This is a genomic window from uncultured Paraglaciecola sp. (assembly GCF_963977085.1).
Taxonomy (GTDB): Bacteria; Pseudomonadota; Gammaproteobacteria; order Enterobacterales; family Alteromonadaceae; genus Paraglaciecola.
This window is the reverse complement of sequence record NZ_CAXBNC010000010.1, coordinates 107655-124509: the sequence shown is the minus strand read 5'-3', so window position 1 is coordinate 124509 and position 16855 is coordinate 107655. Positions and strand designations below refer to the sequence as shown.

The window sequence follows — 16855 nt, the reverse complement described above, 5'->3', positions numbered from 1 at the left end:
CATATTGGGTTAACTGCTTTTGACATAACTATCCCACAGCTCGCCCATAAAAAACTGACCAAACTTGGCAACGGTAGCCACTTTATCTTTATTAGATTGCGCGTTAAGCACAGTCACTGTAGAAACCAGTTTTAACAGGTCCTTAATACCTAAACTTAAAATGCCCGCTCCCACTATAGGCGCATTTTTATCAGTGCCTTGATGCAACTGAGTAAATAATGTGGTGGTATCTGACCACAGGTCAAAACCCGGATCATCCCTGACCTCTTTTTTCCCCGCTAGATAAAATTCTTGCCCGTTATAGTTAAATCCCAGTTCGTATACCATCAACTTCATATCAGGTTGAGAGTCGGGGTAAAACAAATTGAATATCCCTGAATGAGCCACCATACCTACCCCCATAGGCGTAAAATCAATGCTGCCAGATAAGCGTCCTGCATGATTAGGATCTTCCACAAATCTTTGTATATCATCTATATCTACCTGCGCATGCATAGCCAATTCGAAGCCTTTATGTTTGCCCCTGCTGCTTCCTTGCTTAGGCTCTTTTACGTCTAAACAAAAGCCGCCTGCCATAGTTTCTTTAAATTGAATGCCTAATCTTGCTTCAGTCATTACGGTAATATGAGGCTCAAAAGGAACCCCCTCCTGTGTTTTGTGGGTTAAATAAAATTCAGCATCTTGCGTACCCAAATCAATTAACTGTTGATGAGTAACATGACCTGTATATAAGTCGGGGTCTAAAGGCAGAGGGTTTGCAGGTTTAATAATATGGAGCCTAATGGGCTGCTCATGTCCGTAAATTTTTTCGCCTTGGTGAATACGCTGGTTAATCTCATCAATTTGTGCCAACTCTTTATGCAGAGCAGCATTGGCGCTCATTTCTAACATCTGCACGTAACAGTTCAGTAGCCCTGTTCGATAACTTGGGATATTCGCCAAGATCCAAATTAACCATATTTCGTTTGTCCCCCGCTTAACGGCTTCCATTAAGTTGGCGTCTTGCACAAACCCCGCATCTAAATACACCTGGCCATTAATAGTTACAGGAGGCAACACGCCGGGTAACGACAACCCCGCAATCAATAAGTCCTCAGATATATCTTGATACTCAACCACCTGATTCATTTTTTGACTAAAATTGCCCACATTAAAGGTTGCTTGTATTCCCTTTGCCCCTTTGATTTTTTGTACATCAATGCCTAAATGAGAGAATACCTTAGTACGAAACCCCTCAGCGCTGCCGCTAGCTGTAAACTCTTTTAAATTAATGGCTTGTTTAATGGGTAAAAATGCCACTGTATCTTGCATGTCTAAACTCGCCCAACGGGCGCAAATATCGTCAATATTGACACCGGACAACAACATCGCCAGATTTAAGGCGCCACCGGACGTGCCATCCATGTGTTGAAAAGTTAAACCTGCAGCAAATAATGTCTTAATCACTCCTGCCGCATAAGACAACCGCAAACCGCCACCGGGTATAATCAACGAACGTCTGATACCATCTTTAGCAACAGGCGCAGCACCTTGAGGAATATGAGAAAACTCACTCATTAGGCACCTCTGCATTAGGTGCAGCCAACCACTGCTCACTTAACGAGAGATCAACAACTGACTCAAGTCCCTCAGGTGTCACTTCTGGTAATGCTTCGTGAGTTAAAAACCAACTTTCGATATGGTCATCTAAAATGCCGTGAATAGAAGGTAAATAGACTGCTGCCATACAGTCTTGAATATCCAATTTCTTTAATGCTTGCAGCCTTGGGTGGTCACCAATAACAAAACGCGCTTTGGCCTTACTAAATAAATTAAAACCAGCCTTATTATTTAGAAAGATATCGGAACGCATCAACATGCCCCGAAACGAACAATAGTTTGAAGCTTTAACTTTAACGGGAAACCACACCTTTTTAGGTAAAGCTATTTCCACATAAGTGACTAACTTACCGTCCAAATCGTACTGACTACTGGCTTTATCCTCTGTCACCTTGAAGTCAAGACTGGCTTGATGTTTAGGCATGCCCCAAATGCCTTTGCCACCTTTTACTGATATTTCAGATGACACGGGTAAATCAATGACATACTGACCTGTTTTATAAACACTCGGCAACAATGCAGGCAATAATCTCGGCGCAGGCTTTTCACCATAGGTACAAGCTAGAGCAATACTATATTCCACATATTTACCAATAGTCGTTTCACGATAATCAATTACGGTGACCACAAGTAAAGCCTTTTTCCACAATCGCAACGGATGAATTCCTTGGGGCAAAAAACGTTGGGCTTGCTGAAAATCACAAGGAAAAATGGCCATCAAAGCGGGAGAATGGATTGCTTCCACTGGTAAGGTAAATGGAATACCGTCCACTAAGGCTTTTTTACCTGTATAGTCTTTAATGCGTTTAGTGATAAAACTCATAAGCGTTCCGAGTAATGTTCAATAAACTGAGGATTCCCCTTGTTCAGCTCTTCGATAATAAAGGGAAAAGTATCTTTTGCTGCGTTTTCACCCATAAATACATCTAGATGACCGTATTCTGGGAAGAGTTTTAAAACATGGAAGTTAGCTGTCATTGCCGAAAAATATTGATAACTTCGCTTTTGACTCTCAGCTAAAAAACAAAGGTTATTTTGACCTGCACAAAACGCAAAACGCGCGCTGGTTTTAGGGGGGGCTTCAGTAAAATCGAGTGGTAGTAAGCTATTGCCTTCTACTGAGAACAAATTACCGCGTTTTATACAGTGGGTAATTTGTGCAAAAAAACTCATGGGCACTGCCGCAAATTCGGTATTAAGCCAATGATGTGTTTGCTCGTTTAGATTGGCATGAGACCATAACGCCGGACACCCACTCCCGTACGTAAAACTCACTTGTTTACATACGGGGTTATCACACTCATGATGAGTTAGCATCACCATAGCCTGAATTAATTTAGCGGTAAAAGTAGGCGCCTTGATTCCCCATTGGGGATTGAGGTAGTCCGTCATAAACTTTACTAACGGCAACATTAGGTAGAGTTTGACCTTAGACCAGCTCGGTACAACAGGATGTAAAGAAACAGCATTACTCACTACTGTAGTAACTTGTGGCAATAACCCCGCAATTAATGACATAGTAAAACTGGTGGAACCTTGACAGTGAATTAGCGCTTTAAGTTGGCGTTCACCTGTCATGTCTAAAATCTTTTTTACCGCATAAGGATGATCATAGATAGCGGCTTGATCTAAGGTCCACTTCAAAGGTTTAAAATCGATACTCGCCCGCCAGTTTTCTAACCACACATCGTAGCCCTGCTGCACTAATGCATCAACTATGTTCTGGTCGACAGGCGCCCTAAAAATATTTGCCCTGACTCCTGCGCCATGCACTAAGATAATCGGACCTTTAGTTATGTCATCAGGATTTTTAATATTAATTAGATTGAGTTTTAAACCATCACCCGCCGTAAACGGAACAATAGTTTCAACTTGATTGACTGCGGCCTGTGTCAATTTTCACTCCCGAAAATATCAACCCGGATATACAGCAGGACATATTTTATTAAACGAATGTCAGATCAGGTTTAAAGCAGTTATTTAGAATGTTAAAAGCATAGTGGCAAGTTATAGATTGTACAATAATCACCCAAAATTTTATATTGGGACTATTTAAACCACTCGTTAAGCGGCAAGAATGCTAAGTTTGTTCAATTGCTGCGCGATCGCACTAAGATAATCAAAAAAGGGCTTGCAGATAAATAGTCTCGTCGTTATTATACGCGCCGCTTCAAAGCTCAGTCTTTACAGCGAATATCTATTTATACAACCGTAGCTCAGCTGGTTAGAGCACCACCTTGACATGGTGGGGGTCGGTGGTTCGAGTCCACTCGGTTGTACCAATTTCTTGTTATTTATTAATAACTTAAATTTCCATCAATCAAGTCTCATTTAGCCTTCAAATGTTAAGACACCAAATAGACACCTTTCGTAGATAAACTCTGCAATGTAATCCTCCTTCGCTATCTTTACTTCATGTTTCAGGTATAAGTTAATTTTCATAAGAACTTATATTATTAGTTATATGTTGGTAATTGCCATTCCTAACGGAGTGATATCACCTCTTATCCTTTTTGCCTTGTTGGAGTAAGATACTTAGTTTATCAAACAAAGGGGAAACATTACTCTTACATATGCGAGCCGTTTTGAAGATAACAATATTTGGTCAGGGGCTTTTTTATATCTATCACTTTGCGAGCCGCCAAGAAGACCGTCAAATATCTACGTTGCTATAAAAATCTACCTTACAGTAAATTAATCGAACTTATCTAGTGGAAGAAGGGAACCGATTTTTATTGAGTCTATTATTGCATTCGTTCGGCAAAGTTAAATCCAGTTACTCCTGTTCGCCCATAGTCGACTGAATCGCGCGGTAGAAACCCAATTTAAAATTCGTATGATTGAGCTTGGATTGCTCAAATACCAAAAAAGTTTGAAAGAGTCTTTTTTATATCCTCTAAATAATTGTTTTATATGCTTTTTTTAATGGTTTGTTTTTTAGTTGCGGCAAGTAAAAGTAGGATTATACATCTGCAAGTCATTTACATACCGATTATTAGTGAATAATATAATATTACTATTCGTAACATAAATTGGAATATTAATATTAAAATGATATTTTTACTGAAAGACGGTAAACATTAATTCCGAATATTTTAAAAGGAAAGTTAAATGATTTGGCAATTCGATAACACACAAGTCTATATTCTTGGTTCTCTTCATTTTATGAAAGAAGGTTCCATTAATCGTGAACGCCATATTGATGCCATTTATAATAATGTCCAAAAAGTGGTTTTTGAAACATCACTCGATCCTCAAGAAGCCTCCATATGCTCATATGAAAGTGATAAATTATCTAACAATATTTCCAAATCACTATTCCGCGATACAAAAAAAGTATGGCAAAAATATGGTATTGAATACAGCAAGTTAGAAAAATCAAAAATATGGTTCGCCGCAATGTTAATAGGCAATTCGATAAATGAATCCAATGGTTTTTTGTTTAATTCTGGAATCGATAAAAGAATGTGGGATAAATCAAAGCGTGATAATAAGGAAATTGAATGGCTTGAGTCTAAAAATGATTTATTGTTTTACTTCGAGAATGCCCCTCAAGATGAGCAACAAAAGTTTCTAAAGCAACCAGTAAGAAATAAGACAGAATTTCTCAAGCGAATGAACCAGTTAACAGAAGTTTGGAATGATAGAGATGAAGAAGGCTTTATAGAAATTCAAAATAAAGCCATTGAAGAACTTCCTGAATTGTTCAAGAACCTTATTTTTCAACGAAATTCAAATTGGATTAATAAGTTCATAACTACAATTAACTCTGAAACACCTACGCTTTTTGTTATTGGTGCGCTTCATTGTGTAGGTGAAAAAAGTGTACAAAACATGCTTCTGAATGATTATGGTTACACCTCTAAAGTCATTGCACCTTAATTATAAACAGAATCAGAATTCCTCAGAAGAAAATATAAACGTAATTATTGTAGTGGCTACCAATTTTACATTTTAGAAAAGAAATTCCCATGTTAGTAAAAACAGGGTTGAAGGGAAGATAAAAACAGCCTTAATCCGATAAGCAGCTAAGTATCAACTGCAGCTATTGAACTGACGCATGTTGACTGGCTGCTCTGAGCCTAAAAGCAGACGGTCGATTGTGTCATTTGCGGATCGTCTTTCGACCTTGATTGAATTGGTGGTAATTGTAGTATTCCGGACAATCTGCTTCTTATTGGTGAATACACAATTCAGTAATCATTTTCAGTTGTTTTGAATTTCCAGACGAAGAGCACCGTATTTTCTGCAATACGGTGCCCTACAATCACACTCTGGTTAATTTCGAATGCATCATCCGATACAAAATAGGCAAAACGACCAATGTTAGGATGGTGGACGAGATGATCCCGCCAATCACCACAGTTGCAAGCGGTCTTTGCACTTCAGCGCCAGTCCCGACATTCAGTGCCATGGGGATGAAACCTAAGCTTGCCACCAGTGCTGTCATCAAAACCGGACGCAATCTTGTGATAGCCCCGTCAACGATTGAGTTAATCAAGTCACCTGTTTCCAGTACTCGCTGTTTAATAAATGACAACATCACTAAGCCGTTAAGTACCGCAATACCAGAGAGCGCAATAAATCCGACTCCGGCAGATATAGACAGTGGCATGTCACGCATCCAGAGCGCAAAAACACCACCTGTTAAGGCTAAAGGCACGCCAGTGAAGATGATCAATGCATCACGAAATGAGCCAAACACCACCACTAGTAATACAAGTATCAGAAAAAGCGTGGCAGGCACCACGATAGACAGTCGCTGACTGGCACTTTCAAGCTGCTCAAACGTGCCGCCATAATCCAGCCAGTAGCCTGCTGGGAGTGCAACCTGTTCGGTTATTTTGATTTTTGCTTCGTCAACAAAACTCCCTAAGTCGCGTTCTCTGACATTGGCGGTAACCACGACTCTGCGCTTACCGTTTTCTCGACTGATTTGATTGGGAACAGACGAGTAACCCAGCGTAGCGATTTCTGATAAGGGTACAAATTCCCCATCGGGTGTAATGATAGGAGTGCTGCCAAGGGCATCTAAATCTGTGCGTATACCTTCATCAAATCGCACAAGCAACTCGAATCGTCTATCTCCCTCAAAAATTAAACCTGCGGTATTACCACCGATGGCCGACGCCAACCACTCCTGCAAATCGGCGACGTCCAATCCATAACGTGCCAACTCGACGGGCTTAGGGGTGATAGTGAAGATAGGGATATCATCGACCTGCTCAAGTCGCGCATCCGCCACGCCGTCTATTGATTGCAAAACCGTTAAGATGTCGTTTGCAGAAGCAACCAGTGTGGTTAAATCATCTCCGAAGACTTTTATACCAAGATCAGCCCTTACTCCACTTATCAACTCGTTAAAGCGCATTTGGATAGGTTGGGTAAACTCATAGTTATTGCCTGTCACCGCTTGTAAGTCTCGCTCAAGGGTTTCCACGAATTCAGCTTTTGATAGGTCAGGATCAGGCCAATGCGCTCGTGGTTTTAGCATCACAAAGGTATCGGTTACGTTGGGCGGCATCGCATCGGTAGCTACCTCTGCGGTACCGGTTTTAGCAAACACTGTGAGTACCTGTTCGTATTCCATCAAGGTAGATTCAAGTGTTTTTTGCATTGCGACGGCTTGTTCGATACCTGTGCCCGGTATTCGCATGGCGTGCAGTGCGATGTCTCCTTCGTCAAGCTGAGGAACAAACTCAGAGCCTAATCGCGTTGCCAACCATAAGCTGCCTACTACCAGCAAGACTGAGCCGACAAGCACTATCCAGCGTAATTTCAGTGCAAGGTGAATGATGGGGCGATAGGCGGATTTAGCTGCAACAATAATGAAGCTTTCTTTTTCACTGACTTTGCCTCCCATAAACATCGCGACTGCCGCCGGTACAATAGTAATAGAGAACAGCATCGCTGCTATCAGCGCCATGATGACCGTTGCCGCCATTGGCTGAAACATTTTGCCCTCAACGCCTGTCAATGAGAACAGCGGGATATACACCACAGTAATAATCAATACACCGAACAAGCTAGGACGAATGACTTCGTTGGTCGCTTGAAAAACCAGTTCTAGCCGCTCTTTTAGTGGCAAGACTCCACCTGTGCGCTTCTGAGACTCGGATAACCGCCTGATACAGTTCTCAACGATGATCACCGCACCATCGACAATTAATCCAAAATCCAATGCCCCTAGGCTCATCAGATTGGCAGACACACCGGTATTAACCATCCCTGTGATGGTCGCCAACATTGCTAGCGGAATAACTGCCGCAGTGATGAGCGCGGCGCGAATATTGCCAAGCAATATGAACAAGATCACTATGACTAATAACGCCCCTTCTACTAAATTCTTCTGAACCGTGTCGATAGCTTTATCGACCAGTAGGGTACGGTCGTAGACCGGCTCAATGACAATACCTTCAGGTAAGCTGGATTGAATGTCCTTCACCTTTTTGGCAACGGATTGAGCAACGGCTCGTGAGTTTTCGCCAACTAGCATCATTGCTGTACCTAAAACGGTCTCTTCACCCTCCTGTGTTGCTGCACCCGTTCTCAGCTCTTTACCAATAGCTACACTGCCAATGTCTTTCACCGCAACGGGGACAGTATTAATGCGTTTTATTGCCACATTTTCTATATCGCTAAGTGTCTGTAGTTGACCTTGTGAGCGCACAAGTATTTGTTGCCCATTTCGCTCAACAAACCCCGCACCTTGATTCGTGTTGTTTCGCTCCAGCGCACGATGGATATCACTCAGACTAATATCAAAATTCAGCATTTTCTGTGGTTCAGGATTCACATGATATTGTTTTACGTAACCACCAATGGCGTTAACTTCAGTGATCCCCTTAACAAGTGCGAGCTGCGGTTTTACGATCCAGTCGTGTATCTCGCGAAGCGCCATTGCATCGTACGGCTCACCGTTTTTTTGCATGGCATTTTGCTTGGCTCGCAAGGTATACATGTAGATTTCGCCCAACCCAGTAGCGATAGGTCCCATTTCAGGCGCTAACCCTTCAGGTAGCTGACTTTTGATTGCACCTAATCGGGTATTGATGAGATTACGCGCAAAATACAGATCAGTGCCTTCATCAAATACCGCTGTTACCTGAGATAGCCCGTAGCGAGATAAAGAGCGGGTGTAGGACAGATCAGGCAATCCAGCCAGTGCTGTTTCTACAACGAATGTGATCCGCTGTTCGGTTTCCAAAGGCGAAAAGCCCGATGCTTGTGTATTGATTTGCACTTGCACGTTGGTGATATCGGGTACCGCATCAATAGGTAATTTTTGATAACTGAATATCCCCATGCCCAACACAAGGAAGATCAACATCAGCATTAAACCTCGTCGCTCTATGGATAAACGTAATATGGATTCAATCATGTGTTCGTCCCCCAATAACTAAGACGCATGACCAAGTAAATAGCATTGAGTTATTAGTGGTCATGACCGGCCTCCGACTTTTCTAAATCCGCTTTAAACAGGTAGCTGTTCTGGCTGACAATCACATCCGCAATGTGCAGACCTGATAACACTTCAATATTGTGGTTATCTTGTTGACCTAAGACTACGGGCACGGGACGGTATTCGTCACCTTCTTTGACAAACACAACAGAAGCCCCCTCAAACTCTTGAATCGAGGTTTTAGGCACCATCATGGCGACATCAAGTTTGTTGATTGTGACAAGCCCTTTGATAGCCGCGCCAACCGGCCACTGACCTGAGGTATTAGCTATTTTGGCATACGCCAAGACATAAGGCTTTTCATCGGGTGAGGGTAAGATATGTTGGATAGTGGTGTCTAACGCTGCCCCTGACAGGCTAAGCTGAACGGGTTGCTTCTCTGCTATATCTGATAGCTGTTGTGGGAAGACTTTAAGCTGTGCCCACACGTCATCATAGTTTGCGATTGAAAATAACACTTGGCCATTAGATAACTCGCCTTCATTGGCATGTCTGGCAATCACTGTGCCTGAAAACGGCGCGGCAACGGGATAACTTTTCAGGCTTTCATTAGATTCAACGACTGCCAGTGTCTCGCCTTTTTTAACTTTGTTACCTAAATTTGCATTGACCTTGGTCACCATACCGTCGAATCGTGCACGCACATGACTCAGTGAAGCAGGGTCGGTCACGATATTTCCGTAAACAGTGGTGGTGATATTGAGACTCCCCGTTTGCACACTTTGCGTCATTACGCCCATTTTTTGCGCCATGCTATCTGACATGAATACGCGTTCATCCTTAAGGGCTTCCTTTTTACCATGCTCGCCTTCTGATGCTTGTATTGTGGTGCTTGAAAACAATCCCAACGCACTGCAAACAATGAAAACTAACAGAGTGTTTAGCTTCTTAATTAATATATTTTTGTTCATTTTGATTTTCTCGAAAAAGAGGTGTTGATCGTATCCACAAGAGGCTGTGCAGTCAGTGATTCGATATCTGCACCACGCTGATGAGCTTGCTTCGCTGATTGAATTAAGGCTTGTTTGGCATTGAGTAGTTCTTGACGTGTACTCACCCATTCTAGGTAGCTGAATCGACCGTTGATATAGGCTTGTTCTACTAATTCCAGCGCTTGAACTAAGGGTGGGATAATAGAGTTTTGCAGTGTCTGTACATTGAGCAGCGCATTGTTTCTGACCATCAAGGCCATATTTAGCTGATGGTATAGGTTTTGCGTCGCTGCCTCTTTTTGTTGTTCCAGCTGTGCCTGAATTGCCCGCTGCTTTTGGTACTCGCCAAGATTTCGGTCACCGGCAAACAGAGGCATACTCACGCCTGCTACAAAGGCTGTTTCATCTATGCCATTCATGCGCCTGATACCAGCTGTCCAGCTTAAATCCGATTGATTAGCTGCTTGAGTAAGACGGACTTGAGAAGCCTGCAATCTCGATCCTTGTGCATAGACCTCAAGATTGGGACTGTCCAATAAGGTGGTAAAAAGCTCGGTTAACGAAGGAGACGAATGCAATGCAAATAAGTCACCCTCAACATCGGTAAAAGTGGGAGCTTTTTCCCCCCACAAAATAGCCAGACTATTTATCATGGCTTGCTTAGTTTGCTGTGCCGTCACCACATCCAATCTAGCTCTTGCTAAAGCTGCTTCAGCGCGTTTCTGTTCAAATGCAGGGGAAGCACCAGCATCCACGCGTTTTGTTACTGCTTGATAGGTATATCGAGCAAGTGTTTCTGCATCTTTTTGCGCGTCAATTAACGCTTGTTGCGCCAGTACATCGATGTAGCGACGTGTCACTTCAGCCAGTACATCCAAGGTGTGCACTTGTTTTTGCGCTTCGACTAAGGTGGATTGCGCCTTAGCAAACGCCTTACGTGAGTGGAGTTTATTGCCCAACTCAATGACCGACGACAATGTGAGAGTCAGCTCGGTGTCCTTAATGCCAGAGGCCTCGCCTGTTCCTAAGACGTTTTCCACTTCAATGCCTACGTTGAGGGCTGGTTTGAGGGAAGCAGTTTTAATTTCTCCCTCAATCGCTTGTTGCCTATATGTGAATTCATGCAACTCGGGTGAATTCGCTAATGTTCGCTGTATGGCGCTTTGCAAGGTCATTTCGCGACTGGTGATACTGTTTGTTTGTGCTACTACCACGGTGTGTGTTGTCAAAAGGACAAGCATCGTGGAAATCACCCAAGCGTGCACACGCACAGGGCGACTCAATGAAAAATACATCATTGTTTTATTCCTAAATTATCAAAAATATATATATCGCCAAACTGTTGGCGAACGGTGTTTGATTAGTTCAGGGTTATGCTTTAGGTGGGCGTAGTAATTGCGTGATCGGTGCATCTATTACTTTTGATAAGTAATAGAAACCGTGATGGGTGGCAACAGAAGCCAGTTCAATTGCGGTGTTATTTCCAAGCCATTGGGCATGGGTTCCATGACAGTGACCACAATGGTGGCAATCAGCAGGATTGTGAGAAATATCTACGGGGGCGTTATCAGTATCGGGATGTTCGATAGATTTTAGTTGCACCTGCGGCTTTTCAGAAGCGATATTATCGCCCAACTGATGCTCGTGTATTTCGCTGAGATGTTGCGAGTCGATAGCATGAAAATCCAAGGACTTGGCGACAGCAGAAAACGACTGAAACAAAATCAGCGAAATCAGCAGGTAACTTGTCACCCTTACACTAAACATATCTATCTACTCTCATCTTTTTTATGTTAACAGGTAATCGAACTAAGACCAATCGACCAACCTAAACAAAGTATTTCAATCATTACATTACTCATCACGACAATCTTCATTGGCAAATTCAATTTCAATGGTAGTGTGCACAAAATCAAACTCATCAAGACCTAGGCGAAGTTCGTCTTTAAGTGTTCTCAATTGAGATACCGACACATCCTGTTTCAACTCCACATGTGCCGTCATGACGCTATGTTCACCGTCCAAAGACCAGATATGAAAATGATGTATATCCGCCACATCATCGTTTGACATGAGTACTTTACGCACTTCCTCCATCTGCTTAGCATCGGGCGTGGCTTGCAAGAATAACAATAAGGTTTCTTTTAGGTTCCTCACGACATTAAACAAAATGAATAATGTAAAGCCAATAGATAAGATGGGATCTAAAATTGGCCATGGCTTAAACATCAGCACTATCGATACGATAAGTACGGCCACCCAACCCAATACATCTTCAAGCAAATGCCAGTTTAAGATACGCTCGTTTAAGGAATTCCCTTCGCTAAGTTTATAAGCAGCAAATCCATTAACGGCGATGCCAAAAATTGATAGGAGTAACATGCCTTCGACTTGTGGCATTTCGGGTGCTGAAAGCCTTGGTATAGCTTCGAATAAGATCCATATTGAGCCAGTCGTTAACACTAACCCGTTGATCAATGCACCAAGAAGTGAAAAGCGTTTATAGCCATAGGAAAATGTATTGGTTGCTTGTTTATCACTGAGTTTATTTAAGCCCCAAGCAGTGCCAATGGATAAGCTATCGCCCAAATCATGCACTGCGTCGGCCATAATGGCGGTACTATTGGTTAGCCAACCACCAATAAATTCGATGATGGTGAATACCACATTTAAAAAGAACGCCCAGCCAATGCGCTTTGATGCACCGTCTGAATTTCCATCTGAGTGCGAATGGCTATGTGAGTGGTTATGATTGTGCATGTCTAACCTTATCCAAGATTGCTTTGTTTGCAGGTGAAATAGGCATGGGTTTGAATGGACTTACATTTGCGCCGCCAGTATTACCCTCCGGCAACAAACCGATAGACGTTTTGGAGACTGCACCTATGAGCCTGAAAAGTTGCCCGAACACTTCTTTAACATTCTTGCGTTTTAATCCAAATTTGAGCATTTCATAATGCACTCGGGTATGGTGATAAGTTGAATGCTGCCCAATGACATGTGCATTTTCCAAGGCTTTAAATCCTGATACATCGTCTTTGTCAGTAAATGATTTATGTGCTTCGTTTAATTTCTGGGTTACATAAGGCTTTGCTGCTTGAGTAAAATTCATGATATTTCTCCATTAGATGTGCTGTTATTACGAAGTTCTTTCTTAACACCTTTTAAGATAAAGATTGCGCCACGTAGAACGATGAGATAGACGATAACCCCAATGATAAGTCAGGTCAGCCAGTATAAAACACGTTTTTGTGAGGCATCTTTGATTTCCACTTCGCAGCCGCAACCACTCATTATTTAACTTTTATTCCAAATACTTTAGGTACAGTGTAAAGTCTATACTTAGTATAGAGTCAACGTAGAAGTGAAATTTTTATGAAGATTGGGGATTTAGCTAAAAAAAGTGGGTGTTCTATTCAAACGATCCGATTTTATGAAAAGCAGCATCTATTCGAGGCCTGCAAACGCACTGAAGGCAACTACAGAATTTACGACGGTTCGTCGTTGAGTACATTACGTTTCATTAAGCAGTGTCGCTCTTTAGGGTTGACTATTAAGGAAATCAAACAATTACTAGACACAAAAAAGAACCCAGACAAAAGCTGTTCTAGTGTGAACAATTTGATTCATCAACACATGATTGACGTCACAAATCGCATTGCAGAGCTAAAAGAGCTGAAGCTATCCCTATCAGACATGGCACTAGCGTGCTCTGACAACCGGAAAATCAAAGAATGTGGTGTGTTGCAGATGCTTGAAGAGTGACATTCATAACTATAAATCCTGTGGTTTAAAGTTTGCCAACGGTTTCATAATGGTACAGGCTCGACGAATTGAAATTCGATAAAGTAACCAATACACAATAAATAGCTACGTCCGCTTTCTTGGGCATAGCAGCCGTTCGGCTGAGGTAGGTCGAACGTCTTTTGATCGCTCAGGCTGTGTGAAAATTCAATCGCTAGTATTAATAACGGCTTTCATATCTACTGGGTAAGGTGGTGGTAACTTTTAGTACAAGCATGACTTCACCTGTACCCGTAGTTATGGGTCTTGTAATCCATAACGCCATAAGTACCCGTAGTTAAGAGATCCGCTAACAGTTAACGTGTATATTGTATTTTTTGTCATTAGCATTAGGCTTTCAAACACTGAACCTTACTCACTCATTTCACAGAACATTTCGCTTCACTTACTACTCATTTCATTCACTTGCTTCGCAAGCTCATTCATTCGTAGCTTCGTTTGCTCAATTTCTGCTCATGGTGAGACGGTCAGTGTTAAGGTTTTACGGGGTGGCGGATACTAGTCATATCATCAAGTTTTTTATTGAAAAATAACCGTTAATTAGGCTCATTCCCAATTAAGTACATGAAAGTACACAGTCCGCTATGTTGAAAAATGTCTGCAGATTTAATCGCACAAGTACTTGCTATACGCAATTGAGGTCAATTGCTACCCCCCCCTAGGTTGTTCCACCTTGTGCTGTTTAAAAGCCTAATTCTCATGGAATGGGCATTTTAACCAATAGGAAACCTAACCCATGATTACATATTCAGAGTATGAGCAAACAGCCATAAAAGTGGCACTAACAGCAATACAACAAACCTTAGTTACAGACAATGTCTTGTCGTCTGTAGTGCAAGTAGAGAATTACCTCAAACTCCAATTAGCAAATGAGCCTGATGAGTGGTTTGGGGTCATGTTCTTAACTAGTCAGCATCGTCTTATACGCTTTGAGAAACTGTTCAGAGGCACTGTAAACGCCTCTTACGTCCATATCAGAGTCATAGCAAGAAAGGCCCTTGAGTTGAACGCAGCAGCCGTTATATTAGCGCACAATCATCCCAGTAGCATAGCGGAGCCTAGTTCTGCTGACCAAGACATTACTGTTAAGATAAAAGACGCGTTGAAGGTATTTGACATCAATGTATTAGACCATCTAATAGTGACAAAAGAAGATGTGTGTTCTTTTGCTAATCGTGGATTGATGTAACAACTAGACCAAGCTTCGGCTTGGTTTATTTTTCTTATATTAAATAGCAAGTATTCTGTGTTAAGTACACCTAGCAATCATATCCACTAGCTTATTTAAGTACACCACACTACACATAACTACTAAGTAGCAGAAACAAAAAAAACACCAAACGTAACGAGTGATGCTTTCTGGTATTTACACTTTAGATTATGCCGGACATACAAGTACACATCCCTAGAGGCGGTACTTGATTGTCCGGCTAATAAACCACTAACTTAAGCAATAGAAATCGTCAGTAACTATTATTAGTTTTTCTTCTTCAAGTTTTTCCCTAGCGCGTTTGAACGCTTTTTGTTTGGCTTGTTGGTCTAACTTTTCATTATCAAGTAATTGATATGCTTCAGTACGCCAATCTTCTACATGAATACAACTTTTATCTAATAGCAGAGGATTTGCATCTATTGCTGATTGCGGTATTGGTTTTCCTTTATCATCAATCAGTGCTTTTAGCGTATTTAGAATGCTTCTGTCACGCTGGGTAAGTAAAACCTTACGTTTGGGTGCTGTATCATTATTTAGCTCTAAAATAGCTGATTCAATTGGCTTTCCTGCATCATCTTGCCAATCTGAAATAGCGTGAGATACAAGGTTAAATGAAATAGGCGCAGGTTTATCAAAATCCTTAACCTTGGTATTTTTCATTGTAACAACACTGCCACTTTTAGATATTCTATATTCAACATCTAAAGCGGCTTTTAGTGCGCTTGAACCTCTAGCTCTTTCACCTGAGTTGTGACCAGAATGATGTACTAGCAAAACAGCGGCACCTGTATGATTTATGATTGCTGTTATTGCTTCCATTAACTTACCAACATCTTTAGCACTGTTTTCATCTCCACCACCGAAGTTGCGATGAAGGGTGTCAACGATAATTAATGAAGGTTTAGGGCAAATATTATCTACTACCTCAGTAACTTCTTCGGTACTATCTTTACATAGTAATGATGCTGGCTTATTGATTATGAAAATATCACTAGTTTGTGTCTGATACTTTTCTTCTAGCGCTTTAAAGCGCTTGGAGATGCCATTAAAGCCTTCACCAGCTAAATAAACTACTTGTCCTTGGTTTACAACACAATTTGCAAAGTCATGACCAATTGCTATGCAAAATGCCATATCCATAGCGATAAATGACTTACCACTTGCTGGAGATCCAAAGAGCATGCCCGTAGTAGCTCGCTCAATAATACCTTTGATTAGCCAAATGTTTTTCGGTTGCTTCGATGTTAACTTGCATATAGGAGTTAATGTATAAGTCATTATTTCCACCCCACTAGTCTATAACAAGCAATGCCATGTCGAACATTCCCAAAGATATCTACTACTTTTCTGTAGGTTACATCAAACAATGCTCCTTTTTGTTTTAACCTCCCAATGCATTGATTTGGACTTGATATGCCTTTTTCGAGTAAATCGAGAGTATTAATTTCTTTGTTAGAATTCTGAACTAACAGCTGTATAGCTCTAACTTCATTAGGTTGAAGTCGAGTTGTAGTTGATTCAATAATACTTAACGTATTATCTATAATGTTAAAAAATATCATTTAAGATTCCTTAGGTAAAAGAAATCCATCACTAAACAACAAAAGTTTGATATATTGGTTTTGCGAAGAACCTATCAAGTCCGCTTCTGTTTATTCAGTGACGGACTTTTTATTTTGTGTTTGTTAATGTTGTTGGACGTACTGAGTACAAAGAGCATGAGTACCCACAGTAGTTTTCGATTTGCTTTCGCCATGAGCCAGCTTCAATAGGGTCATAGACACAAGCAATGCAATTCGCATTGATTTTTCCCCTTAAGCCTGATTTCCCGCTTAGGATTTCCAT

Annotated in this window: 13 protein-coding genes, 1 tRNA gene and 1 pseudogene; 4 read left to right on the top strand and 11 right to left on the bottom strand. The window is 41.5% G+C overall.

Features of this window, described 5'->3' with window-relative positions; genetic code table 11:
• Positions 1 to 9: 9 nt before the first annotated feature.
• From AAC000_RS13390 to AAC000_RS13380, 3 genes are read right to left on the bottom strand one after another with little or no spacing between them, the layout of a single operon-like run.
• Positions 10 to 1557 carry a patatin-like phospholipase family protein gene (locus AAC000_RS13390; RefSeq protein WP_339723294.1) on the bottom strand — a complete coding sequence of 516 codons (1548 nt, stop codon included), beginning with the start codon at positions 1555 to 1557 and terminating at the stop codon, positions 10 to 12.
• A complete protein-coding gene (locus AAC000_RS13385; RefSeq protein ID WP_339723293.1) occupies positions 1550 to 2422 on the bottom strand; it encodes an acetoacetate decarboxylase family protein in 873 nt (290 codons plus the stop codon). The genes AAC000_RS13390 and AAC000_RS13385 overlap by 8 nt, the downstream gene beginning before the upstream one ends.
• The gene (locus tag AAC000_RS13380) at positions 2419 to 3495 is read right to left on the bottom strand and encodes an alpha/beta fold hydrolase (RefSeq protein WP_339723292.1); all 1077 of its coding nucleotides are present in this window, start codon (positions 3493 to 3495) and stop codon (positions 2419 to 2421) included. Before AAC000_RS13380 ends, AAC000_RS13385 begins: the two co-directional genes overlap by 4 nt.
• 309 nt (positions 3496 to 3804) lie before the next feature.
• Between AAC000_RS13380 and AAC000_RS13375 the strand changes: the two genes are divergently transcribed.
• Positions 3805 to 3881 (top strand) — tRNA-Val (locus AAC000_RS13375).
• 829 nt (positions 3882 to 4710) lie between these two features.
• Positions 4711 to 5481, top strand: a complete 771-nt coding sequence (locus AAC000_RS13370; protein ID WP_339723291.1) for a TraB/GumN family protein — start codon at positions 4711 to 4713, stop codon at positions 5479 to 5481.
• A gap of 385 nt (positions 5482 to 5866) precedes the next feature.
• Here AAC000_RS13370 and AAC000_RS13365 read toward each other — a convergent pair whose 3' ends face one another.
• The 7 genes and pseudogenes from AAC000_RS13365 to AAC000_RS13335 form a co-directional block, all read right to left on the bottom strand.
• Positions 5867 to 8980, bottom strand: a complete 3114-nt coding sequence (locus AAC000_RS13365) for a CusA/CzcA family heavy metal efflux RND transporter (RefSeq protein WP_339723290.1) — start codon at positions 8978 to 8980, stop codon at positions 5867 to 5869.
• 53 nt (positions 8981 to 9033) lie between these two features.
• Complete coding sequence (locus AAC000_RS13360) at positions 9034 to 9972, bottom strand: efflux RND transporter periplasmic adaptor subunit (protein WP_339723289.1); 939 nt, start codon at positions 9970 to 9972, stop codon at positions 9034 to 9036.
• The gene (locus AAC000_RS13355) at positions 9969 to 11291 is read right to left on the bottom strand and encodes a TolC family protein (RefSeq protein WP_339723288.1); all 1323 of its coding nucleotides are present in this window, start codon (positions 11289 to 11291) and stop codon (positions 9969 to 9971) included. Before AAC000_RS13355 ends, AAC000_RS13360 begins: the two co-directional genes overlap by 4 nt.
• Positions 11292 to 11364: 73 nt before the next feature.
• Positions 11365 to 11760, bottom strand: coding sequence for a hypothetical protein (locus AAC000_RS13350; RefSeq protein WP_339723287.1), 396 nt, complete (start codon positions 11758 to 11760; stop codon positions 11365 to 11367).
• An 87-nt stretch (positions 11761 to 11847) separates the two neighbouring features.
• Complete coding sequence (locus tag AAC000_RS13345; protein ID WP_339723286.1) at positions 11848 to 12753, bottom strand: cation diffusion facilitator family transporter; 906 nt, start codon at positions 12751 to 12753, stop codon at positions 11848 to 11850.
• Positions 12740 to 13105 carry a DUF3703 domain-containing protein gene (locus tag AAC000_RS13340; RefSeq protein WP_339723285.1) on the bottom strand — a complete coding sequence of 122 codons (366 nt, stop codon included), beginning with the start codon at positions 13103 to 13105 and terminating at the stop codon, positions 12740 to 12742. Before AAC000_RS13340 ends, AAC000_RS13345 begins: the two co-directional genes overlap by 14 nt.
• 116 nt (positions 13106 to 13221) lie before the next feature.
• Positions 13222 to 13287 (bottom strand): annotated as a pseudogene (locus tag AAC000_RS13335) (cation transporter); the annotation flags it as partial.
• 81 nt (positions 13288 to 13368) lie between these two features.
• On the opposite strand from AAC000_RS13335, the gene AAC000_RS13330 reads away from it, so the two are divergent.
• Positions 13369 to 13758, top strand: coding sequence for a Cd(II)/Pb(II)-responsive transcriptional regulator (locus tag AAC000_RS13330; RefSeq protein ID WP_339723284.1), 390 nt, complete (start codon positions 13369 to 13371; stop codon positions 13756 to 13758).
• Between the two features lie 775 nt (positions 13759 to 14533).
• On the top strand, positions 14534 to 14986 hold the full coding sequence (locus tag AAC000_RS13325; RefSeq protein ID WP_339723283.1) for a JAB domain-containing protein: 453 nt from the start codon (positions 14534 to 14536) through the stop codon (positions 14984 to 14986).
• Positions 14987 to 15238: 252 nt separating this feature from the next.
• On the opposite strand, the gene AAC000_RS13320 is transcribed toward AAC000_RS13325, so the two are convergent.
• The gene (locus AAC000_RS13320; RefSeq protein ID WP_339723282.1) at positions 15239 to 16288 is read right to left on the bottom strand and encodes a helicase RepA family protein; all 1050 of its coding nucleotides are present in this window, start codon (positions 16286 to 16288) and stop codon (positions 15239 to 15241) included.
• Between the last annotated feature and the right edge of the window lie 567 nt (positions 16289 to 16855).